This window comes from Exiguobacterium sp. SL-10, from assembly GCF_004337025.1.
Classification (GTDB): Bacteria; Bacillota; Bacilli; order Exiguobacteriales; family Exiguobacteriaceae; genus Exiguobacterium.
Genome location: NZ_SJUP01000006.1, coordinates 100,461 through 123,197, shown reverse-complemented (window position 1 = coordinate 123,197; position 22,737 = coordinate 100,461). Strand labels below are relative to the sequence as shown.

Here is a 22,737-nt window from a genome sequence, read left to right as displayed (position 1 = left end):
GGGTGGTGGAACCATGTACACGATTGAACAGATTAAAGAAGTGATTCCGCATCGGTACCCGTTTTTGCTCATCGACCGAATTCTTGAAGTCGAAGAAGGCAAACGGGCCGTTGGATTAAAGAATGTGACGGCGAACGAAGAGTTCTTCAATGGACATTTCCCAGACTATAACGTCATGCCTGGCGTGTTGATTGTCGAGGCGCTCGCGCAAGTCGGGGCGTTCGCGATGCTCAAGCAAGAGTCGAATCGCGGCAAGCTCGCGTTCTTCGCAGGCATCGATGGATGCCGCTTCAAACGTCAAGTCGTCCCGGGTGATCAATTGCGCCTCGAGGTCGAGATTTTGAAAGTGCGCGGACCAATCGGTAAAGGGCGCGCCGTGGCGACAGTCGATGGAGAAATTGCTTGTGAAGCAGAACTCACTTTCGCCTTGAAGTGAGGAGAGAACGAGATGCGCGTATTGGTGATTGCCTTGATTCTCGGATTGGCGGCCATCGTCGGTTGTCAACAAGTACAAGAGGACCCGGCCGAAGAAAACGTCGTGTTCGAGCAGGACGTCGATGATGCGATGATCGACAAACGGGCCGGTCAATCAGAATCGATTGCGGTCTCGCTCGAGCGGACGAACAGCTCGACGATGCTGTTCACGATTCGGATGCTCGAAGACCGCCGTCTCGATCCGACGACGATCATCAGTTATGAAGTCGACGGCACCCGTGTCCCAATCCCGTTCGGTGAACTTGTCGCTGAACGCGAAGGGGACGTGCGGACGTACGTCTATCAAGCAGATTTGAACCCTGACCTATTCGTCACCGAGACACTCCCCCTCTTCCATATCGGAGAAGAAGGCGAGGCCGAGGTCTCGATGCCGCTCGAGGTTGTGGATTCGACAAATGAATGAACAAACGGATGATTTTTGTCGAAAATCATCCGTTTTTTTGTGGACTCTTTTCGCCAGTCGTCCGATATAGGGGGTAAGGACGAATGGAGGGAATCACATGAAACGAAACAAACCACAGTCACTGCAGACGCGAATTTTGGCGATGATGTTGGCATTCATCACGCTGCTGATCGTCACATTCGGCGTGTTGCAGTACGTCAGCACGAAGCATACGGTGCAGAGCTCGATGCAGGCAGTCCTGTTGGCGGACGGGGCCCGCATCAGCGAGGCAATCGACACGGAAGCGTATGCGACTTTTTTACAGAATCCGACGAAAGATGAACAGTTCGAGCAGTTTCGGGAACAGCTCGACACATATCGGACGCAAATCGGGGCGATGTACGTGTACACACTCGCAGCTGACGGCGAAGAACTTCAAATCATCGTCGACGGCATGAGCGCGTCGGACGCCGTCGATATCGGCACACCGACGACAGCGACGTCATTCGCGGACGCGAGAGCGGCGTTTGAAGGTGGGACCGTCACGACACCAATCGTCGAAGACCCGGAATACGGGGACTATATGACCGTGCTCGTTCCAATCAAACAAGGCGGAGAAACCATCGGCGTCCTCGGAATCGACAAAGGGGCGAGCGACGTCGCCGCGGTGACGGAAGACGTGCTCCAAGAGAGCTTGCCGCCGATCCTCATCGGGCTCCTCATCTTGCTTGGGATCGCCTCGGTCATCATCTGGCGTTACCTCGGCTGGAAACTCCGTCCGCTCCGTGAGCTCGAACGCGTCGCGACGCACATCGCGAGTGGCGACTTGGCGACGGCAGCTCGTGAGATGGACAACATTCAGTTGAAGGCGAACGACGAAATCAAGCGGCTCACCGCTTCGATGGATCAGATGACGAAGATGCTTCGTGACTTGATCTCCGGATTGCAGTCGTCAGCTCAGACGGTGCGCGATGAGAGTGGCAACGTGGCGAGCATTTCAGAAGAAGTGAACGATGCCTCGCGCCAAATCGCGTTCACGATGGAAGAAATCGCGGGCGGCGTCGAGAACTAGAGCGTTCTCACAATGAAACTGTACGGACACATGAACGAGTTCTCGGGACTCGTCGACCAGACGGCACACGACGGAAGCGGTGTGAGCGAACAAGCGGAAGTCGTCAGTCGCGTGACGGCCGAAGGGCTCCTCCTCATGGAGGATGCCGTCGGCAAGATGACGAACATCCATCTGCAAGTACGCGAGTCACAAGGCCAAGTGAAAGACTTCGAGCAACAGGCGGACGAAGTGACGGCGCTCGTCACGATGATTCGTCAAATTTCGGAACAGACGAACTTGCTCGCCTTGAACGCGGCCATCGAAGCGGCCCGTGCTGGCGAACATGGGAAAGGTTTCGCCGTCGTCGCTTCCGAGATTCGAAAGTTGTCGAACAGTGTGGCCCGGTCGGTCAGTGAGATCTCTGAAATCGTCGGCAGCGTCAAACGGAACTCGATCGCGCTCGGTGAGGCGTTCACGGACAGCATGCACGCCGCCGAGGACGGCAAGCGGACGCTTGAAGCGACGAAGCGAGCCTTCAATGAGATCGAGCAGAGCGTGCGCGAGATGCAGCGCCTGACGAACTCGATGCAAGGACAACTTGGACGCGTCAAGACGAACCAAGACGACATCAAACGCGGTCTGTCAGACATCGCGTCCATCTCGGAAGAGAGTACGGCCGGCAACGAGGAAGTGGCCGCCTCGACGGAACAGATGTCGGCGACGAGCGAGACGATGAACCGGCTCGTCAAAGATTTGTCGCATACGGCCGAGGACATGCAACGCATGAGCCGACAGTTCAAGTTGTAAACAGTCTCAAGTCAGACAGACCTCCGTTGCGTCCGTTATACTAGGCGCAAGGGAGGTTTTTTCATGCAACGTGTCTCAAGTGAACTCACACAATTCCGCGGCAGTCACTACGACTTTGGCCGCTTTCAAGGTACTTATATTAAGCGCAGCAAACTGCTCGAGAACCGGACCGACCAGTGGAAGCTCCGCGTCCCGCGCTTTGAGATCGACGAGCGCGAGGCGAAGCAGGCGTTCGACCGGTTCGCTCCGAAGATTTGGGAGGAACTGCTCGGTCTGCAGGACGAGCTCGAGTTGACGCTCGCTGACACGCTCCTTCACTTCGGTCATTTCCGGGTCAATAATCCGGTCAGCGGCTGTTCGATTTTGACGGGGGACAACTTCCTCGTCCGCAACTATGACTATCACCCGATGACATACGACGGACGCTATAACGTGTTCCAACCAGACGAAGGCTACGCCGTCATCGGGCCCGTCTCGCGTGTCACTGGCCGGATGGACGGGATGAACGAGAAAGGGCTCGCCATGGGTTATAACTTCATCAACCGCCGGCGGCCTGGAGATGGGTTCGTCTGCCAGATGATCGGCCGAATGATTCTCGAGACGTGCGCCACGGTCGAAGAGGCGGTCGATCTGCTGCAAGAGATTCCGCACCGCGGCTCGTTCACGTATGTCGTCCACGACAAGTCGTCGAAGACACGCGTCATCGAGGCGACACCGCGCGACATCCGTGTCCGCGAGTCGAATATCTGCACGAACCATTTCGAACTGTTGCAGCACGAGAATCGCTACCATCTTGATGATTCAACACGTCGGATGATGGAAATCAAGATGTATCAACATATCGTCCAGGACGCCGAGAGTGCGTTCCGGCTCATGAATGACTCGGACAAGGGCGTTTTCTCGGAGCTGTACAAGAGCTGGGCCGGTACGATTCATACGGCGGCCTACTTCCCGGAGACGCTCGAGACGTGGTTCGCCCTAGGCGGCGACCGCGACCCGGTCATCTTCGATTTTCAGGAGTGGCTCGACGGCAAGGACTTTGAGTTACATGCCCTCGACGGAGAGATCGCGACCGATATCGAGTTCGCGAACACGGTCCAACTTTGGCGATAACGAAAAACAAGTAGCGATACCGTGTCGCTACTTGTTTTTGTTCGTTTGACGCACGTCAGGCCGCACTGTTTTCCGTAAAACCGGGAATACAACAAACAGGAGGGATTTATGATGAAACGAATCGGATTACTAGCTATCATGCTCAGTTTGATTGTCGTCCTCGGCGGCTGTGTGCCGGGCGACGGGACGTACACGACCGACCCGGCCGGCTTCTTTTGGGGCGTCTGGCACGGGTGGATCGCACCGGTGTCACTCGTTTTAGGACTATTCAATGACACATATCGCGTCTACGAAGTGAACAACACCGGTTGGTTCTACGATTTAGGTTTCTATATCGCCATCATCAGCGGGTTTGGTGGCGTGGCGGTCACACGAAAGAGCCGGGGATAAGTCAAAAGAGTTGGCCATATATGGTCAACTCTTTTTTTGTCACGACATCGCCATAACAAAAACATAAAAAAATCGGAGGAGTATCTAAAAAAAGTATAAACCGTGCTACTCTTTTTTTATAGGTGGTGATGAACATGATGCGGCAGATTCGAGCGATGCGAGAAACGTTTAGAGGCAGACTGTTATTTGATTTTATCTTACTAATTCTCGTCTCAGGCTTATTCTCACTATTGATTTATTTGGCGGACACGGTCCAGAACGTAAAAGAAGAATTCGCTCAACAAGACATCGCGACGAAACAGATGCAATCGATTGTGTACGACTATATCGAGCAAAGTCGCCAAGTCATTCAAACGGCTGCGGTCAATATCAGTCTATCTCGAGAGACGGGTGCGTCGGTGGAGTGGGAGCAAGCGATGCTCGACAACATCAAACGCCATAATTCAAGATTTGAAAATTTGTACATTGCCGATTCATCGGGACAGACGATCGCCTTCTCTCCGATGACGAATGAGGATGGGGTCTCGAACATTGGATTGGATTTCAGCAATCGATTTTACTTCGAACGGATTCAAACGAGCGAGACGACGTATGTGTCGCACGTGTTTCAAGGAAGAGGCGGGAGTCGCAAACCGCTCATTGTCATTGCGACTCCCATTTTTAATGAACGAGAAGAGATGGAAGGATACGTGTTAGGTGCACTCAACCTAGAAGGGATTGGCGAGACCCTGATTGATAACAATTTTAACGAGTTACAATACCCGGTCGTCGTCGATGACCGCAATCAAATCGTCTTTCATCCAGACGACTACCCGTTGACAAAAGTGAAAGCGATTGCAACGAATCCGAACGAGTCGGGAGATCCGCTTTGGGGAAATGTGTGGCGTGTGTACGATGAGGAAACACAACAATCACAACTTGCCACGTATGCAGAAGTCCCGACATATGAGTGGACGGTATGGATTGCGCGTCCTGTGAATAGCATCATATCCGCCATCGCCAAAACGTTACTCCCGAATACGATTCTGTTTTTAATCGTAGCAACGATTATGCTCGTGCTCGGATTGGTATTGTCACGAAAACTCAATCAGTCGTTAGCCGACTTCGTAAATCAGACCGAATTGATGGTCGACCGTGCCGAGGCACCGGATGTGGTAACCCATTTGACTTCGATTCAGGCTCCGAAAGAAATCATTGGACTGGCCAAACAATTTGCCGTGATGGCGGATGATGTCCGGGCGGGACAAGAGAATTTGAGACGATTGAACGAGGCACTCGAAGAAAAAGTGAAAGTGCGGACGCATGAATTAGAGCAAAATAATCTAGAGTTACAGGCGCTGAATCAATTCATGACGTCGTTCCGTCATGCACCGGACACGATTGCGCTTGTCCAGAGCACGTTGCGGGAGGTATCTGCCATCTTGCCATATCCGTTGTTCGTCTCGCTACCGGACCAGGTTATCTCAAAAGATGCGATTTTATCGCAAGAGAGCTTGTATGAATTTATCGAGACCCAGCAAGACGCCTACCGGTTTCAAGTCAATGCGCTGTATTACGGGGGACAGGCCAGTGGCATGCTTCTCGTTGGGCTGACGATGAATCAGACGATTTCGAAGCGGGAAGACATTTTTCTCCACACGTTAGCGGACGCATTCTCGATGTTACTCGACAATAAGCTTCTCGTTGACGAGACGACGAAGCAAAATGCGTTATGGCATGCGACGTTGAGCAGTATGTCAGAAGGTGTCATCGTCTTGAATGAGGCAGGGGAAATCGAATACGTGAACCGTTTCATGGAAGTCTATTTTGACTTGTACGCATCGAGCCGTGCTGACGATTGGCAGCAACTCATGGATGAACATATGGTGGGGAATGCGCCGCTGCGCTTATTGCGAGACGAGCAGATTTTCCAAGTCCAACCGTTCTCGGTCGTCGATTCCTCTGATTCGATTGGACAAGGTTACATCGTGCGGAACGTGACACGGGAAGTCGAAATCGATCAGTTGAAGGACAACCTCATCTCACTCGCTTCGCACGAGTTCAAAACGCCACTCACGAACATCCGTGGAAGTGTCGAGACGTTGATGCGGGAAGATGTGACGTGGGAAGCGTCCTTCCGCCATGAATTGTTGCATGGGATTCAAGAAGATTCCCAACGAATCCGACAACTGATCGACGATTGGCTCGACATCACGAAAATCGAATCTGGCAACTTCCCGGTCGAGATCGAGGCGGTCCTGTTGAAACCTTATGTCGAAGGCATCATTCATGAACTTCAAATTGATACGTATACGACTTATCATTTGCAGGGACCAGCCGTCGTCGAAGTCGACTTCAATCGATTCCGACAAGTGCTCGTCAACTTGCTGACCAACTCGGTTCGGTATAGTGACGGTCCGCCAACGATTCAAATTCGGACTTACGAATCTGACAACACATGGACCCTCATCCTCGAAGATCAAGGGATCGGCATTCGCCAAGATCACTTGGAACGGATTTTTGACCGTTTTTATCAAGTCGAAATGAAGTCGACGCGACGTAAAGGCGGGACCGGGCTTGGTTTGGCAATCTGTAAAGGAATCATTGAAGCCCATGGCGGAAAGATCTGGGCGGAGAGTGAATTGGGTCGAGGCACTCGATTCTATATTGAGTTACCGAAAGGAGAAGAATAAATCATGCAGACGATTGCGATTGTAGAAGATGAGAAGAAAATCGCGCGATTCGTGGCAGCCAATTTATCGTCGCTCGGTTACACGGTCCATGATTACCCGGACGGCTCGTCTTTTTTAGAGGATGTCGAGCGCCGTCAAATTGATTTGGTACTGCTCGATATCATGATGCCGCATATGGACGGTTTTGAGGTTTTACGCCGTCTCCGCACCGTCTCAGACGTCCCGGTCATTTTACTGACGGCGCGGAGTCAGGCGAAAGATAAAGTCGACGGGTTGAATTTAGGAGCAGATGATTATTTGACGAAGCCGTTTGCGTTGGAGGAGTTGTTTGCTCGGGTGAAAGCTGTGCTCCGGCGTTCGAGCGTGACCGAAACGCGCGACAATACGGTCGAGATCAAAGGGGTAGAAATCGATCGCTTGCGAAATCGGGTGTTTCACCAAGGACAAGAAGTCAAATTGACTCAAAATGAATTTTCTCTTCTGTTAGAGCTCGTGAAGCATTTAGATCAAGTCGTCCAACACCGTGAGCTGCTTCAAGCCGTTTGGGGACCAGAATATGGGGGAGAAGTGGAATATTTGCGGGTCACGATCGGTCGGATTCGTAAGAAATTAAAATCGGCCGGAGCGATGGGGGCGGCCGATCAACTGAAAACGTATCCGGGCATCGGATACGCCTTACTCTCGTAAGCGCCTTAGGGCGCTTTTTTTATGGAATTGTTACGGAGACCCTCTTTCTGTTTATGCGTTTCTTATGGGGTGAGACGTAAAGTAAACATGTAAGCGATACCAAAAATAGAAAGGAAGTAACCCCATGAGCACATCCCCAGTCTCTCAACCCGTTTTAGAGGCGAAGAGAGAACGCATCCCGTATTGGTGGAAAGTCGTCGCCGTCTTTTTCTTAGGTTGGATGTTTATGTATGCCGACCGGACCATTTTGAATCCGGTCATGCCGAACTTGGCGCAAGAATTCGGATTGAACAACGCACAACTCGGTTTGATCAACAGTGTCTTCTTCCTCACGTACGCTATCGCCCAAATTCCTTCCGGTTCACTCGGCGATAAGTTTGGACGTAAACGCATTTTAGTGCCTGGTTTTATTCTATTCGGACTCTTTACCGGTATCACCGGACTCGCTACAACCTTTCTCTTATTCATGATTGCCCGGGCAATCACAGGACTTGGAGAAGGAACCTACTACGGTCCGCAATATGCGCTATCATCGGAAGCGATTCCGAAACAATTTTTGACGATTGGAACGGCCATCATCAACAGCGGGATGGCACTTGGTATTTCGCTCGGTTATATCTCATCGAGTTACTTGACGCTCGAACTCGGAATGAGTTGGCGGACACCGTTTTACTTCATGACGATTCCAACAATCTTAACCGGAATTTTGATTTGGTTCGTCGTCAAAGAGAAGCGTCCAGAACGTGTCGAAAACACAGCTGATAAATCTGACTTCAAGATCATAAGCCTATTTAAAAATCGCAACTTGCTCGCAACATTCGTCATGGTCTTCTGTTCACTTTACGGCTTCTTCATGATCCTCACGTGGCTCCCGCAATACCTGCAAGTGGAGCGTGGTTTCCAAGGAAGCGATGTCGGTTTCATCTCGTCACTCGTCCCATGGGCCTCTATCCCAGGTGCGTTATTAATCGGTTACCTGTCGGATAAGATGGGCAAGAAAAAACCACTCGTATTCGTACTTGTACCATTATCGATTGCATCAATCTTAGCAGTCGTCTTCGTCGAGAGCACACCGCTCCTGTTCACGGCGCTCATCATCTACGGATTGACTGGGAAGTTAGCGCTCGATCCGGTCCTCCTCTCATTCGTAGCGAACAACGCTCCGAAAAAAGTGTACGGAACCGTGTTCGGTGTCTATAACTTCGTCGGAATGACGTCGTCGATTTTGGCCCCTTACCTCACGGGATATTTGGTCGACCAATCTGGATCGATGCAAACCGGATTTTACTTGGCAGCAGTCTTACTCGTCATCGGAATGATCGCGATGCTGTTCACAAAAGAAACCGTCAAACCGACGGAAGCATAAGGAGAGAACCGTATGTTGACAACAATCATTCAAGAAAACACATATCAGGACTCGGTGACGTTGATGGTGTTATCGAACCACGTCTCAAGTCTCGAAGGCATCAATAAAGTCTCCATCATGATGGGGACCCCTGCCAACCTTGATATTTTCAAAAGTACTGGATTCTATACAGAAGAGTTAGAGGCGGCGACGCCACAAGACATGTGTATCGTCGTCGATGCAGAAACGGATCAGACGGAACCGCTCTTGGCTGCGATTCATGACTTTTTGAACAATCAAACGAAACAGGATTCGGGAGATAAGAAAGAAGTCCGATCTTGGAAGGCGGCACTCGAAGAATTGCCGGGTGCAAACTTGGCCCTGTTGTCGATTCCGGGCCAATATGTCGAATATGAGGCCAGAAAAGCACTCAATCAAGGGATGAGCGTCCATATTTTCAGTGACAACGTTCCTGTCGAAGTCGAACGTGAATTGAAGCAGTTCGCTGATGAGAAAGGATTGTTGGTCATGGGCCCGGATTGTGGGACCGCATCTCTTGCAGGGATTCCACTTGCCTTCACCAACGTCGTTCAAAAGGGGCGCGTCGGCATCGTCGGAGCCTCAGGGACAGGGATTCAAGAAGTGGCGACGTTGATTGACCGTCTCGGTGGGGGTGTCTCCCATGCGATTGGAACGGGCGGCCGCGACCTGTCGACTGAAATCGGTGGGATTTCGATGAAAGCAGGCATCCGAGCTCTCGCACAAGACGAATCGACAGACACGATCGTTGTCATCTCAAAACCGCCTGCCAAAGCAGTGCGGGAAGAGATTGAACAATTACTTCAACAAATCACTAAACCAGTCGTGGCCTTCTTCGTCGGTGAACACGGTCTGGCCCCAGACAATCACGTCGTCTACGCAGATACATCAGAAGAGACGGCGTTACTCGCACTCGGCAAGTCGACAGACGAACGGACACGGGTTGAACACATCCCGGGCGAGGCGACACGAATTGTCGGACTGTTCTCAGGCGGCACGTTGGCTGCGGAAACCGCAGACTTGCTCGCTCTCTCATTTGGAGTGGAGGCAGACCGGGAGCATCGTGACGGCTTCTCGTTCGATTATGAAGGAAATGTCGTCATCGATTTAGGCGATGACGTGTATACGCAAGGCAAGCCACACCCGATGATCGATCCATCGACGCGCATCGATTTCATCAATCGTTACTGTGATACGAATGACTCGATTGTGCTTCTGTTAGATAACGTTCTCGGGTACGGCTCGCACGACAATATGGCCGGTGCCCTGCTCCCGACGTTACAAGCGCTTCAGACGTCACGGCCGAACGTCCACGTCATCGTCAACGTTTGTGGCACCGAGCAAGATCCGCAAAGGTACAGCGCCCAAAAACAACTCTTTGAATCAGCCGGTATCTTCGTCGCCGAAAGCAACGTGGCCGCAGTCGAATATGCCCTTCGCATGATTGGAAACGAAGTGCCACAGTTTGAACAAAAAGCTGTTCCAACGGTAGCATCGAGTCCGCAAACCGTCGAGTCATCGGAAGCCATCCAACAGTTGTTGCGCGCACCAAAAGTCGTTAACTTAGGTCTTCGTTCGTTCGCGGAAGCCGTGACGAGCGAGGGTGGTCAAAGCGTCCAGTACAACTGGCAACCGACAGCCGGCGGAAAACCACATCTACAGCGCTTGTTAGCGCTCATGTCTTGAGGAGGAAAACAAATGAGTATCGGAGCCATGATTCAAGAAGCGAATGCGAAAGTCGTACAAACCATCCTAGAAGGCCAGCCGTTTTTGACGGACGTCGTTCCGGCGCATACGGTCATCCCTATCCTAAAAGATAAAGTGCTGTTACACGCCGGACCACCGATTGCATATGACGATATGACGGGACCGATGAAAGGGGCGGCCATCGGGGCGGTCATCTTCGAACAATGGACAGACGATTATGAAGAGGCGGAACGGATGCTCGAGCGTGGAGAAGTTACCTTTACGCCATGCCATCACGTCAATGCCGTCGGTCCGATGGGTGGGATCACGTCTGGGCACATGCCGGTGCTCGTCGTTGAAAACCGGAGCGGTAGCGCGAAGGCGTATTGCACGATGAACGAAGGGATCGGGAAAGTCATGCGATTCGGTGCCAATGATGCCGAAGTCATTTCGCGATTGCACTGGATGAAAGACGTGCTCGGGCCGGTTCTTTCGAAAACGCTCCAAGAGACGGGCGATGGCGTCAACTTGAACGTCATCATCTCGAAGGCGATCACGATGGGGGATGAGTTCCATCAACGTAACATCGCCGCCTCTGTCTTGTTATTGAAGGAATTGGCGCCTTATCTCATGTTGGCGGACGTCGATGACACGGAGCGGCGTGACGTCTTGCAGTTCCTCGCCGATACCGATCAATTCTTTTTGAACATCATGATGGCCACGTGTAAGGCCGTCCTCGACGAAGCGCGACAACACGAAGCTGGAACAATTGTGACGGCGATGACCCGAAACGGGAAAGAGTTTGGCATTCGCATTAGCGGCATGGGAGACGAGTGGTTCACGGCGCCAGTCAACATGCCGGAAGGATTGTTCTTCACGGGCTATAGCCAAGACGATGCGAACCCGGATATCGGGGACAGCGCCATCACCGAAACATACGGAGTCGGCGGGATGGCCATGGTCGCGGCACCAGGCGTGACCCGCTTCCTCGGTCGAGCCGGAGCGAGTGAGGCACAAGCGATCAGTGAAGAGATGATTGAGATTTGCGATCGCCACAACCCGAATTTGAGCATCCCGTCTTGGGACTTCCAAGGTGCCTGTGTCGGCATCGACATTCGGAAAGTCGTCGAGACCGGGATTACTCCGATCATCAACACGGGGATTGCCCACCGCGAACCAGGAATCGGTCAAGTCGGGGCAGGAACGGTTCGTGCGCCATTGGCCTGCTTCGAGAAGGCGCTCGAGGCATACGCCGAAAAACTTGGATTGGTTCAACACGCATGAGACAGATTGGGGCGGCATACAGTACGTATGCTGCCTCTCTCCTTCAAGAGTTCCCTCAGACGCTGCAAGTCGAGGCCGTCTTTCAAAACGGCTATAACCTGCGAATGGGTGGACACTTACTCTATATCGGGACGACAAAAAATGGACACACGCCTTTTGGGATCCACTTAAAAACAGTCGATCGATTGGAGTGGAGAGTCGGGGATTGTTTATTGGCCGGCATCGGCGCGACCATCCACCATATTCAAACCGGGGTTACGATTTACCCGGACCGGGTGCTACGGATGAAAGTGGAACGGGTTAAGCCAAACCGAAGTAACTTGATCGCGAACCTTCATCAACTCGAACTTCATTTAGACGAGCTAGGTCATGATTGGAGTCACGCTTATCGAGAGCGACAAGAACCGTTGTATCAGTACTTGACGAACATCGGACAAGCGGAAGGGAAGTATTTGATCGGCTACGGCAAAGGATTGACGCCTAGTGGCGATGACGTGTTGGTCGGCTATATGGCCGTGTGTGAAGTGTTAGGACGACCGATGAAATGGCAGAGCGACTATGTGATGGCGGCTAAATATCGGACGACGAGGAGCTCGGTCGCGTTTTATGAAGCAGCGTTACGGGGGGAATATACGAGCGAACTCAAATGGCTTATCACCGCACTCTTGACTGAACCGTTCTCCAATTGTCAGGACGCATGGGAACGTCTCATTACGTTTGGAAGTACGTCCGGCCAAGACACGGCGCTCGGCATATATTTGGCATTGAAACAAGAACTGGAGGAAATGGACAGATGAAAAAACGAATTGTCATTGCACTTGGCGGGAATGCGATTTTGACAGATGATGGCACGGCAGAGGCACAGCGGGAGGCCATTATGGAAACCGTGCGCCACATCGCTGATTTGGTGGAAGAAGGACATGAGGTCGTGCTTAGTCACGGGAACGGACCTCAAATCGGGGCGATTTTGATTCAACAACAAATGGCTGACTCGGAGAAAACACCTGCAATGGATTTAGGGACGTGTGGGGCGATGTCGCAAGGCATGATCGGGTATTGGTTCCAACAGTTATTGAAGAATGAATTGGCGCGTCGCGGGATTGAACGTCAAGTCGTGGCGATGATCACCCAGTCAGAAGTCTCGTCCATGGATCCAGCTTTTGATCAGCCGACAAAACCGATCGGTCCGTTTTATAGCGAGACCGAGGCAGTTGAGATGCAGGCAACCGGTGACGTCATGATTGAGGATGCCGGACGCGGTTATCGAAAAGTCGTCGCAAGTCCGAAGCCGATTCAAATCGTCGAGGCACCAGTTATTCAAGACTTGCTCGATGCAGGGCATCTCGTTATCGCTGCCGGAGGGGGCGGTGTTCCAGTCGTTCGAGAGCAGTACACACTTCGAGGCGTCGAAGCCGTTATCGATAAGGATTTTGCGGCCGCACAATTGGCCCGGTCCATCGAAGCGACACATTTGATGATCATTACGGGTGTATCGAATGTATACATTCATTACAATCAACCAAACCAAGAGAAGCTGGGGACAATCTCCACGTCTCGCCTTGAGCAGTTGATTGAGGAAAATCATTTTATGGCAGGCAGTATGTTACCAAAAGTCGAAGCCGCGCTCCAATTCATCGAAGCCGACTCGAACCGAGAAGCCGTGATCACAGACATCGCCTCGTTAAAAGGGGCAATCGCTGAAACAGAGGGTACGCGAATCCGATATGATGTCACGTCTCCGGACATGGTGTATTGATTGATTACGAATCGATAGTGGAATCAACACGCACACATCACACCTCTTTCTTTATTCCATATAAAGAAAGAGGTGTTTTCGTGTAGAGAGAACTTGGGGTCAAGCTTTCCGTCCCGTCACGGCGACCGTATGATAGTCGCGCGAGTCAGGTCCGCGTGTCTCGACGATGTCGGTCAGGCCGAGCGCGGAAGCGGTGGGGATGAACTGTTCTCGCACAATCGCTGCGATGCCGTCCCACGTCACGTCGCCTTTCCCGTCGCAGTACGTGATGACGAATGACCCACCTGGTGCGAGAACGCGATCAATCTCGGAAAGCACTGCAGGCACGTCTTCCCAAAAATAGAGCGTGTGGATACTGAAGACGCAATCAAACCGCGCGTTCGGAAACGGGAGCGTCCCTAGGTCACCTACGACGACTTCGGCTCGCCCGGCCTGCACGTCCACTCGATTTCGTCGAAGCGCCGAGCGGACGATGGTCGGGGAACGATCGAGCCCGGTCACATGCACGTGATCAAAGCCACGCAGCATCTGTGCCAGCGCGTCACCGGCCCCGCAACCGAGATCAAGGACGCGATTGTCGGGCTGAAGATGCAGTTGCTCAATCGTCCAATCGACTTCGACCCGGTGTTGCCGGACCATCTTCTCGCCGATGTACGTCCCGACGATGCCGCGTGGGTTCTCGTATTGACTGTCAATCCATGTTTGGAGACGTTTTTGGACCATTGACTCAGTCCTCTCGTTAGATTTTTTTGTAAGTCGAGTGTAGCATAACTGAAAATCGCAAACTGGACGTTGTGGGCAAGAAATCTAGAAAAATTGACCTCCAATTAAAAAGTTTCTTGATATTCCGGTTAAAACAAACTTAAAATGAATTAAATGGTCATATTAAAGATTATAAATTTATTTTTAATTATTTAGTTTGTTTTAACTGGAATAAAGGAATTGATAGTAAAGGGGGATTAAAATGAATCAAAATGAATTGAATCAATTGGTCGGTAGAAATATCAAGCTTTACATTGAAGCGACGGGAAAATCTCCGAAGTGGGTATATGAGCGAGCCGGTATGACGAAGTCGACCTATTACGACTTGTTAAAAGGGAGCGGCGATATCAATAAAAACGTCCAAAAAATAAACAGGTTGTTTCGAATCAACGAACCGTTTTATTTCTATAATGAACAGTTTGTGCCACCAAAAACAATCGAACAGATTGATTTAGAGTCTAATCTTATAAATGTTGCGGCTGCTAGCTATCATAAGAGCGGGAATGAACATCGTCTTGATGAAACGATGAAAATGCTTGAAGATTTCATCTCGATGATTGATGTATTAGAACGATTGAATCAAATAGACAAGGAGCGATCGTAATCTTATGATCAATCAGCAGAATCTGTTAGAAGTCATTACGCAGAATAAACGATTGCTGCCAGAAGTGATCAGCAAAGTAGAGAACACGAAAGACAAAGGCTTGTCATTTCGTTTAAAGACCCACGAAGCCATCAAAAATGAGTTAATGAAACACGCGCATGTATTGTTGTTTCCAAGCGAAGAGCAAAATTACGGAGGATTAGTCACATATCGAAACGGAAATTTTTATATTCACATTAATACGTCGCAACCAAGGGTTTACGAAAATTTTATGTGGGCTCATGAATATTATCATTACATGTATGAACAAGAAGAAATTAAAAACAGTACCACGCAAACGTTTTTTGACGACTCTGTTTTAAGTGAGAATGAAAGAAAAGCTAACTTATTTGCTGCAGAACTATTAATCAACAGCCATGTTTTGAAAGAGTCATATGAATCAATCAAAGAGCTTTATCCAGAGGACGACTATCGGTTGAACGTGATCCGTCTCATACCAATCTTTGAAGTGCCTTATAAATCGTTGGTCATAAAAATGACTCAGGATGGTGTAATTAATGAAACAGAGGGATTGAATGCAATCGATTATGACTATCGTAATCAACTGCCTAGTGATATCGACCATTCTTTATTCAACCCTACGCTTGCAATTAAACTGAACGAAATCAATCGTATGCTCCAACAACAACGAATCAATCCAATGCTTAGAGAAACGGATTTAGAAAGTCTTGAATCAGTTTATACGAAACACATGAAACGTCTTGTCGAGTTGCAGCAGGAGAAGTGGTGACTTTCGATGAGTGAGCTGAATGATTCGTTAATCACTTCAATTAATCCTTTTATCGATAGAAGGTATGTCCCACCGACTTCTCTTCAACAAGCGTGTCTGTTCGACACCATGATTTTGACTCGATTAGCCAAAATCGCGCGAGAACACCCTGAAGACATGAATCTCTTTATCGACGAGTTGGTTGCAATCAATGCTGTTCTCTATATCCCGGAAACTATTCTTGCAGAAACGGCCGGAAATCAAGGTATGACGATGGAGCGATATCGCGATTTACACCAGCCCCTGTTCGAAAGACTGTCTGAGAACGTTCAAGTGCGCGTTCTTTCGTTTGAGATGATCTATGACATCTTAGCAACCACAATGGATCAGTCAGCACAGGCATTTCTCAAGTTTCGATTATTGAATGTCCATTTGAACCAAACGAACAAAATGATTCAACATGAGGTTGAGAGGGCCGCTTCACCAGACGAAATCTTTCATGCGTTATCACAACAGAAAAAAGATTTAGGAGAAAGAATATTACATCTATTAGCTTTTGTACTTTTAGAAGATGGGGTTCCTGATGTTCGTCTATTCAGCGATGAAGAAAAGGGTGTGTACAATGTGCGCCGTCTGCTCAGTGCTGATGAAAAAGTGCTCGCGTTGTTGCACATTCAGAATCAGGCATCCTTTCTGGCAACGTATCAGCTAGAATCATTTGATTGTTTGTTATGTAGCATCTTGAATAAACAACTAAACGTTTGGGATGAAGAGGAAATGGCAGTATTCTTGTCTAAGCATCGTGAAGGAAAACACCTCCATCGAAAAATTAGATTTTCGTATTCAGTTCGAGATGTGGACCAAAGACAACTTGATAATCAAGAACTCGTTCGATTTGTATGTCGGAATGAAGAATTCAGAATCACGTTCTAACAGAATGCGTACAAAGCAGAGGTGGATGTAAATGCGTTCCTTTTGGATTTTCGGCAATCAACTGTCGCACGAACTCGAGCTATTCGATCACGTTGAGAACGATGACGTCATCGTCATGATTGAGGCGACGTCACGGGCGACGTGGCGGCCGTATCATAAACAGAAACTTGTCCTCATCTTCTCGGCGATGCGCCACTTCGCTGAGGAACTGCGAGAAAAAGGCTACACCGTCGACTATCACGAGGCGGACTCGTTCCAGGAGGCGTGGAACGACCACTTCAAACGGTATGAACCGGAAGAAATCCATTACACGGCCGTCACCGACGCTGCGATGGAGAAGAAGTTGCACCAGTTCGGTCAGAAGCACAAGCTCGTCGAACATTCGGACGTGCCGCTCTTCTATTTAACGAAGGGGGAAGCCGTCGACACGATTGGCAATGCGCCGTGGCGGATGGACCGCTTCTATCGCCAGATGCGGAAACGGTTCGACGTCTTGCTCGAGGACGGGAAGCCACGGGGTGGCAAGTGGTCGTTCGATGCGGACAACCGTCAGCCGCCGAAAGCAGGACTCACGTTCCCGCCACCAATTCATTTCCGGCCGGACGCGATCACGAAAGAGGTCATCCGAAAAGTCGAGACGGACTTCGCCGACCACCCCGGAGACATCACTCCGTTCGTCTGGCCAGTGACACGCAGAGAGGCACGGCGGGCGCTCGCTCGTTTCGTCGAAGCGCGTCTCGAAACGTTCGGTCCGTATCAGGACGCGATGCTGTCGGACAATCAAGAGATGTCGCATAGTCTGTTGTCGGCGGCGATCAACATCGGGCTCCTCACACCTCATGAAGTCGTCGAGGCAGCGTGCGCAGCCGATGCACCGCTCGCCTCGGTCGAAGGGTTCGTCCGTCAACTCCTCGGCTGGCGCGAATATATGCGCGCCGTCTATGTGGCGTCGATGCCTGGCTACGAGTCGGTCAATACGTTCAAGCACGAACGCGATTTGCCCGACTACTTCTGGGACGCGGAGACGGACATGCATTGTATCCATCAGAGTGTGAAGCCGGTCATCGAGCGAGCACACAACCACCATATTCAACGGCTTATGGTGCTCGGCAACTTTGCGACGCTGTTCGAGGTGTCGCCCCAGCAGACGAGCGACTGGTTCAATGAGATGTATATCGATGCCTACGACTGGGTCGTGTTGCCGAACGTGCTAGGGATGGCGCTCCATGCCGATGGCGGGAGATTGGCGACGAAGCCGTATATCGCCTCGGGAAAATATATCGACAAGATGAGCGACTATTGTAAAGGCTGCAAGTATAATCCGAAACATACGACCGAGGACGACGCCTGTCCGTTCAACGCGCTCTATTGGCACTTTATCGACAAGCATGAAGAGCGGTTCGCGAAGAACCAGCGCATGAAGATGATGGTCCGTAACTGGCAAGGCCGCGATGATGAGGTCAAAGCCGATATTTTGGCGAAGGCGAGACAGACGCTAAAGGATATGTTTTAACGACAAAAATGATGAGAAAAAAATGACGTGAGCCGGATAAACTTCCTGGCTCACGTTTTTATAAGAACTTTTATTGATCGAACCATCATTGACTCGGCCAGTCGATGCCAATCTCAGAAAATGAGATTCTACTTTCTTCAATTCCTTCCACATCATTAGAATCCAGTATTTGAATATCCTCTTTCGATAAAACAATTCGCTCAGTAGGGTCCTTCAACTTTAAATGATATAGTTTTTCCACTAATGCTAGTTGTTGTTCCGTGAGTTCGTAATTTTCTTCCCAAAATTCAATAGCCGCTTCATACGCTGATGCCTGTACTTCTAAAAGATCCGCTCCTCGTTCAAGCATGACGTCATAAGGATGACTCGAAAAAACGCGCTCGTCACTTTCCCATAAGACGGTCGTGACGACCGGACGAACCTCTCCATCCACTTCATCTAACAAGTATTGAAGCGTTTCTTGCTCAGCTATTTGTTGTACCTGGTCCGGAGCTTCGATAAAGTATTGCTTTGCGTCTACTGGGTTCAAAGCGAGATGGTCATTTCGGAAACCTGCGACATAGATCTCTTGACCAAATGCCACCGTCCCTCTGCTCCCTTGGCCATCATTGGTGCTGTAGTTGTCACCCTCCCATGAATGTTCGTACGCAAGATCAGGAGCATCCGCTATAAAAACAGCATGGGCAATCGAGGCGAGGATGCATCCTTCCCATATGTTTTGGCGGGTCCACTCATGTTCGGTGAGTTGAATTTTTTTCACGTCTATTCCCCCTAGTTATTCTCAAATGAAGGCTTTACTCGATTTCCACTCACTAACAGTATAACTCGGTTAACAAGTAGACATTGATGTTAGTTCGGCTGGTTTGTAAATCTCATTCATGAAAGGTTTACGCTTTTTTGCACACGCTTCACAGACAATTTACAATCATCCGGTACGATAGGACTTGTGAGACCCCTCATGCCAAGTGAATAGCAACCGGTAGAACATTCGAGAGACCAACAGAAGCCCGTACGTCGATGACGTCCTGTTTCTGTTGGTCCTTTTTTTAGGGAAGGATGATTCAAGTGAATGAAACGCTCCGCACGATCGGACAAGAGAAGATGATCGCCTCCATCAAATCACCAAAACAACTCGAGAAGTTCCTGCAGTCGGACGTGACGACGACGTTCCTCATGATGGGGACGCTTAGCACGCTCGACCGCTACGTCGCCCATTTGAAGCGCGAAAATCGGACCGTGTTCCTGCACGCTGAACGCATCAACGGCATCAGCCTCGACCGGGACGGCATCGACTATTTGGCGAAACGGGTGGGCGCCGATGGGATTGTGACGACGAAAGCGTCTGTCATCCAACACGCCAAACGGGCCGGCCTGATGACGGTGCAACGCCTATTCCTCGTCGATTCGGACGCCATTTCATCGGGCATCAAGATGGCGAAAGACCAACAGCCGGACGCACTCGAGTTGATGCCGGGTCTCATCCCGAGCGTCATCGAGTACGTCGCGGAAAACGTCTCGTTACCGATTGTGACAGGCGGGATGATTCGGAAGCCGATTCATGTGCATGAAGCACTTCATCACGGTGCGTTCGCCGTCTCGACCGGGGACGAGCGGCTATGGGCGTCGCAAGGAACGAAGGAGGAAATCATATGAAATCGATTCAACTGCAAAACATCAAAAAAACGTACGACGAGACGGAAGTGATTCGCGGGATTGACGTGACGATCGAGGCAGGTGAATTCTTCGCCCTCGTCGGTCCGTCCGGCTGCGGCAAGAGTACGATGCTGCGGATGATCGCCGGGCTCGAGTCAATCACGAGCGGGACGCTCCGCATCGACGGCGTCGCCGCGAACGAGCTGAAGCCGAGCGAACGGCAACTGTCGATGGTCTTTCAAAACTACGCACTCTATCCGCACATGACCGTCGAGAAAAACATCACGTTCGGCTTACATACGAAAGGACTGACGAAGCTCGAGCAGCGCGAACGTTGTTTGGAGGCGGCCGAGACGCTCGGACTGACCGACTATTTGAAGCGAAAGCCACGTGAACTGTCGGGTGGGCAGCGCCAACGGGTCGCCTTGGCCCGGGCCATTGTGACCGAGTCGCCGATCTGTCTCATGGACGAGCCGCTCTCGAACTTGGACGCGAAGCTCCGAGCCAAGATGCGTTCGGAGATCCGGCAGCTGCAACGCAAGCTCAAGCTGACGATGATTTACGTCACGCACGACCAAGTCGAGGCGATGACGATGGCTGACCGGATGATGTTGTTGAACGATGGTGAGGTCCAACAAGTCGGCCAACCGCTGGATTTGTACAACAAGCCGGCGAACACGTTCGTCGCCTCGTTCATCGGGTCGCCGCCGATGAACCTGACGGCCGTGACACGGAGTGACTCGGGCTGGCTCGCCTCGGACGGACGTGTATTCCGACCGAACACGTCGACACGTGAGGATATGGGGACGCTCGGTATCCGGCCAGAACAAATCACACCGGCGAAAGACGAGATCACGTTCTACGCCGAGCTGAAGAACATCGAAGTGCTCGGGACGGAGACGATTCTCGCCTTTGACATGGGCGGCGCCGAATGGCTCGCCAAGTGGCCGGGACAATGGCCGCTCGCGATTGGGGAGAAGATTGCCTGTTACGTCGATCCGAAGCAGATGTCCTTGTTTGACACGAACGGGAATCGCATCGAGCCGCGGCAACCAAAACTGTTCGAGGCGTTGGAGGTGTTTCAATGACGGTCGCTCTTCCGAGACAACGAATCCGCACGCGGTTGTCTGACGCGGCGAGCGGACTGCTCTACTTGTCCCCGTCGATCGCATTATTTGGGATCTTCCTCGTCTATCCGCTGTTCCGGACGATTTACTTAAGTTTCTTTCAGACGGACACACAAGGGACACCGCTCAGTTATGTTGGTGGCGAGCATTACGCAAAGCTGTTCATGAGTGCCTCGTTCTGGCAGAGCATTCAGGCGACGGTCGGCTTCGTCCTGTTGACCGTGCCGCTGACGATAATCATCGCGCTCGGGCTCGCACTCCTCGCCAATGAAAAGTTACGTGGCATCGGGTTCTTCCGGACGGCGTTTTCCGCGACGATGGGGATGAGCGTCGCAGCCTCGTCGGTCATCTGGATGTTCATGTACAACCCATCAATCGGAATCTTCAACCGCTTTTTGGAAGCGATTGGGGCGAGTGGGGTGCAGTGGCTCCTCGACCCGCAGTACGCGCTCCTATCCGTGTCGCTCGCGACCGTCTGGATGAACATCGGTTTCACGTTCTTGATTCTCCTCGGCGGGCTGCAAAACATCGACCGGACGCTCTATGAAAGTGCGGATGTCGCCGGGACGGGATATTGGACCCAGCTCCGGGCGATCACGATCCCGATGCTGTCACCAACGCTCTTCTTCGTCGGCATCATCTCGCTCATCAACGCGTTCCAGACGTTCGGGCAGATCGACTTGTTGACGAAAGGCGGTCCGACGAACTCGACGAACGTCATCGTCTACGCCATCTACAAAGATGCGTTCATCAACTATAACGTCGGCGGGGCGAGTGCGCAGGCCGTGCTCTTGTTCCTCGCGGTCCTGGCGTTGACGTGGCTCCAGTTCAAGCTCGTCGAAAGGAAGGTGCATTACCAATGACGCTCCGGAAAATAGTCACGTATACGCTCCTTGTCTTGAGCACCGTCGTCATGCTGTTCCCGATCGCTTACGCGTTCTCGATCAGCTTGATGGATGGGAGCGAGGTGTTAAAAGGCAACCTCATCCCGCGCGACGTGACGTTCGACAACTATGTCGCCGCCTTCGAACGAATCCCGCTCATGACCTACTTGTGGAACAGTCTCGTCGTGGCGCTCCTCGTCATGGTCGGACAAGTCGTCTTGTCGAGTCTTGCCGCCTTCGCGTTCGTTTTCATCGACTTCAAAGGGAAGGGGCTCATCTTTATGCTGTTCCTCGCGACGATGATGGTGCCATGGGAAGCGACGATGGTCCCGAACTTCTTGACGATCCAGTCGCTCGGCTGGCTCAACTCGGTGTGGGGGCTGTCGGTGCCGTTCTTCGCGCTCGCGTTCGGGACGTTTTTGCTCCGGCAACAGTTCAAGACGATTCCGTACGAGATGTACGAGGCGTCGCAAATCGCTGGTATCAGCCGCTTCCGTTTCTTTTGGAACGTCGTCTTGCCCGTCTCGAAGACGCCGCTCGTCACACTGTCGGTATATAGCTTTTTGACGACATGGAACATGTACTTATGGCCGCTCCTCGTCACGAACACGGAGCAGGCGCGCACGGTGCAGATTGGAATTAAACAGATGCAGTCGAACGAAGTGGCATCGGATTGGGGCGTCGTCATGGCGGCGGTCATCTTGATCATCATCCCGACGCTGATGCTGTTATTCGCAGGACAAAAGCAGTTGCAAGAAGGTTTGACACAAGGTGCAATCAAATAA

At 51.3% G+C, this 22,737-nt stretch carries 23 protein-coding genes; 21 read left to right on the top strand and 2 right to left on the bottom strand.

What is annotated here, in order from left to right:
- Window positions 1-13 precede the first annotated feature (13 nt).
- From fabZ to arcC, 13 genes are all read left to right on the top strand, one after another.
- The gene (fabZ, locus tag EVJ33_RS08860; RefSeq protein ID WP_131436363.1) at window positions 14-436 is read left to right on the top strand and encodes a 3-hydroxyacyl-ACP dehydratase FabZ; all 423 of its coding nucleotides are present in this window, start codon (window positions 14-16) and stop codon (window positions 434-436) included.
- Between the two features lie 12 nt (window positions 437-448).
- A complete protein-coding gene (locus EVJ33_RS08855; protein ID WP_131436362.1) occupies window positions 449-898 on the top strand; it encodes a hypothetical protein in 450 nt (149 codons plus the stop codon).
- Between the two features lie 97 nt (window positions 899-995).
- Window positions 996-1,949, top strand: coding sequence for a HAMP domain-containing protein (locus tag EVJ33_RS15615; RefSeq protein WP_236634578.1), 954 nt, complete (start codon window positions 996-998; stop codon window positions 1,947-1,949).
- A 12-nt stretch (window positions 1,950-1,961) separates the two neighbouring features.
- Complete coding sequence (locus EVJ33_RS15610; RefSeq protein ID WP_236634577.1) at window positions 1,962-2,735, top strand: methyl-accepting chemotaxis protein; 774 nt, start codon at window positions 1,962-1,964, stop codon at window positions 2,733-2,735.
- Window positions 2,736-2,798: 63 nt separating this feature from the next.
- On the top strand, window positions 2,799-3,848 hold the full coding sequence (locus EVJ33_RS08845) for a C45 family autoproteolytic acyltransferase/hydrolase (protein WP_131436361.1): 1,050 nt from the start codon (window positions 2,799-2,801) through the stop codon (window positions 3,846-3,848).
- 111 nt (window positions 3,849-3,959) lie between these two features.
- The gene (locus EVJ33_RS08840; protein WP_201739687.1) at window positions 3,960-4,238 is read left to right on the top strand and encodes a hypothetical protein; all 279 of its coding nucleotides are present in this window, start codon (window positions 3,960-3,962) and stop codon (window positions 4,236-4,238) included.
- Between the two features lie 134 nt (window positions 4,239-4,372).
- On the top strand, window positions 4,373-6,910 hold the full coding sequence (locus EVJ33_RS08835; protein WP_161566924.1) for a sensor histidine kinase: 2,538 nt from the start codon (window positions 4,373-4,375) through the stop codon (window positions 6,908-6,910).
- Window positions 6,911-6,913: 3 nt separating this feature from the next.
- Complete coding sequence (locus EVJ33_RS08830; protein ID WP_131436355.1) at window positions 6,914-7,597, top strand: response regulator transcription factor; 684 nt, start codon at window positions 6,914-6,916, stop codon at window positions 7,595-7,597.
- 124 nt (window positions 7,598-7,721) lie between these two features.
- Window positions 7,722-8,963 carry an MFS transporter gene (locus tag EVJ33_RS08825; RefSeq protein WP_131436353.1) on the top strand — a complete coding sequence of 414 codons (1,242 nt, stop codon included), beginning with the start codon at window positions 7,722-7,724 and terminating at the stop codon, window positions 8,961-8,963.
- A 12-nt stretch (window positions 8,964-8,975) separates the two neighbouring features.
- Window positions 8,976-10,667, top strand: coding sequence for an acyl-CoA synthetase FdrA (gene fdrA / locus EVJ33_RS15550; RefSeq protein WP_201739686.1), 1,692 nt, complete (start codon window positions 8,976-8,978; stop codon window positions 10,665-10,667).
- A gap of 12 nt (window positions 10,668-10,679) precedes the next feature.
- A complete protein-coding gene (locus EVJ33_RS15545) occupies window positions 10,680-11,951 on the top strand; it encodes a YlbE family protein (RefSeq protein WP_201739685.1) in 1,272 nt (423 codons plus the stop codon).
- Window positions 11,948-12,748, top strand: a complete 801-nt coding sequence (locus tag EVJ33_RS08815) for an oxamate carbamoyltransferase subunit AllH family protein (RefSeq protein ID WP_131436351.1) — start codon at window positions 11,948-11,950, stop codon at window positions 12,746-12,748. Before EVJ33_RS15545 ends, EVJ33_RS08815 begins: the two co-directional genes overlap by 4 nt.
- Window positions 12,745-13,707 carry a carbamate kinase gene (gene arcC, locus EVJ33_RS08810; RefSeq protein ID WP_131436350.1) on the top strand — a complete coding sequence of 321 codons (963 nt, stop codon included), beginning with the start codon at window positions 12,745-12,747 and terminating at the stop codon, window positions 13,705-13,707. The genes EVJ33_RS08815 and arcC overlap by 4 nt, the downstream gene beginning before the upstream one ends.
- A gap of 99 nt (window positions 13,708-13,806) precedes the next feature.
- Here the strand turns inward: arcC and EVJ33_RS08805 are convergent, their stop codons facing one another.
- Window positions 13,807-14,430: a class I SAM-dependent methyltransferase gene (locus EVJ33_RS08805; protein WP_131436349.1), complete on the bottom strand. Its 624-nt coding sequence runs from the start codon at window positions 14,428-14,430 to the stop codon at window positions 13,807-13,809.
- A gap of 241 nt (window positions 14,431-14,671) precedes the next feature.
- Between EVJ33_RS08805 and EVJ33_RS08800 the strand changes: the two genes are divergently transcribed.
- The 4 genes from EVJ33_RS08800 to EVJ33_RS08785 are packed head-to-tail and all read left to right on the top strand — an operon-like array spanning window position 14,672 to window position 18,288.
- The gene (locus tag EVJ33_RS08800; protein ID WP_131436348.1) at window positions 14,672-15,073 is read left to right on the top strand and encodes a hypothetical protein; all 402 of its coding nucleotides are present in this window, start codon (window positions 14,672-14,674) and stop codon (window positions 15,071-15,073) included.
- A gap of 4 nt (window positions 15,074-15,077) precedes the next feature.
- Window positions 15,078-15,863: an ImmA/IrrE family metallo-endopeptidase gene (locus tag EVJ33_RS08795; protein WP_131436347.1), complete on the top strand. Its 786-nt coding sequence runs from the start codon at window positions 15,078-15,080 to the stop codon at window positions 15,861-15,863.
- A gap of 6 nt (window positions 15,864-15,869) precedes the next feature.
- Window positions 15,870-16,775: a hypothetical protein gene (locus EVJ33_RS08790; protein WP_131436346.1), complete on the top strand. Its 906-nt coding sequence runs from the start codon at window positions 15,870-15,872 to the stop codon at window positions 16,773-16,775.
- A 31-nt stretch (window positions 16,776-16,806) separates the two neighbouring features.
- Window positions 16,807-18,288, top strand: coding sequence for a cryptochrome/photolyase family protein (locus EVJ33_RS08785; RefSeq protein ID WP_131436345.1), 1,482 nt, complete (start codon window positions 16,807-16,809; stop codon window positions 18,286-18,288).
- Between the two features lie 85 nt (window positions 18,289-18,373).
- Here the strand turns inward: EVJ33_RS08785 and EVJ33_RS08780 are convergent, their stop codons facing one another.
- Window positions 18,374-19,048 carry a hypothetical protein gene (locus tag EVJ33_RS08780; protein WP_131436344.1) on the bottom strand — a complete coding sequence of 225 codons (675 nt, stop codon included), beginning with the start codon at window positions 19,046-19,048 and terminating at the stop codon, window positions 18,374-18,376.
- Window positions 19,049-19,353: 305 nt separating this feature from the next.
- Here EVJ33_RS08780 and EVJ33_RS08775 point away from each other — a divergent pair, with 305 nt between their 5' ends.
- From EVJ33_RS08775 to EVJ33_RS08760, 4 genes are read left to right on the top strand one after another with little or no spacing between them, the layout of a single operon-like run.
- A complete protein-coding gene (locus EVJ33_RS08775) occupies window positions 19,354-19,941 on the top strand; it encodes a glycerol-3-phosphate responsive antiterminator (RefSeq protein ID WP_483297307.1) in 588 nt (195 codons plus the stop codon).
- Window positions 19,938-21,029, top strand: coding sequence for an ABC transporter ATP-binding protein (locus EVJ33_RS08770; protein WP_131436341.1), 1,092 nt, complete (start codon window positions 19,938-19,940; stop codon window positions 21,027-21,029). Before EVJ33_RS08775 ends, EVJ33_RS08770 begins: the two co-directional genes overlap by 4 nt.
- Complete coding sequence (locus EVJ33_RS08765) at window positions 21,026-21,931, top strand: carbohydrate ABC transporter permease (protein WP_131436339.1); 906 nt, start codon at window positions 21,026-21,028, stop codon at window positions 21,929-21,931. The genes EVJ33_RS08770 and EVJ33_RS08765 overlap by 4 nt, the downstream gene beginning before the upstream one ends.
- A complete protein-coding gene (locus tag EVJ33_RS08760; protein WP_131436337.1) occupies window positions 21,928-22,737 on the top strand; it encodes a carbohydrate ABC transporter permease in 810 nt (269 codons plus the stop codon). Before EVJ33_RS08765 ends, EVJ33_RS08760 begins: the two co-directional genes overlap by 4 nt.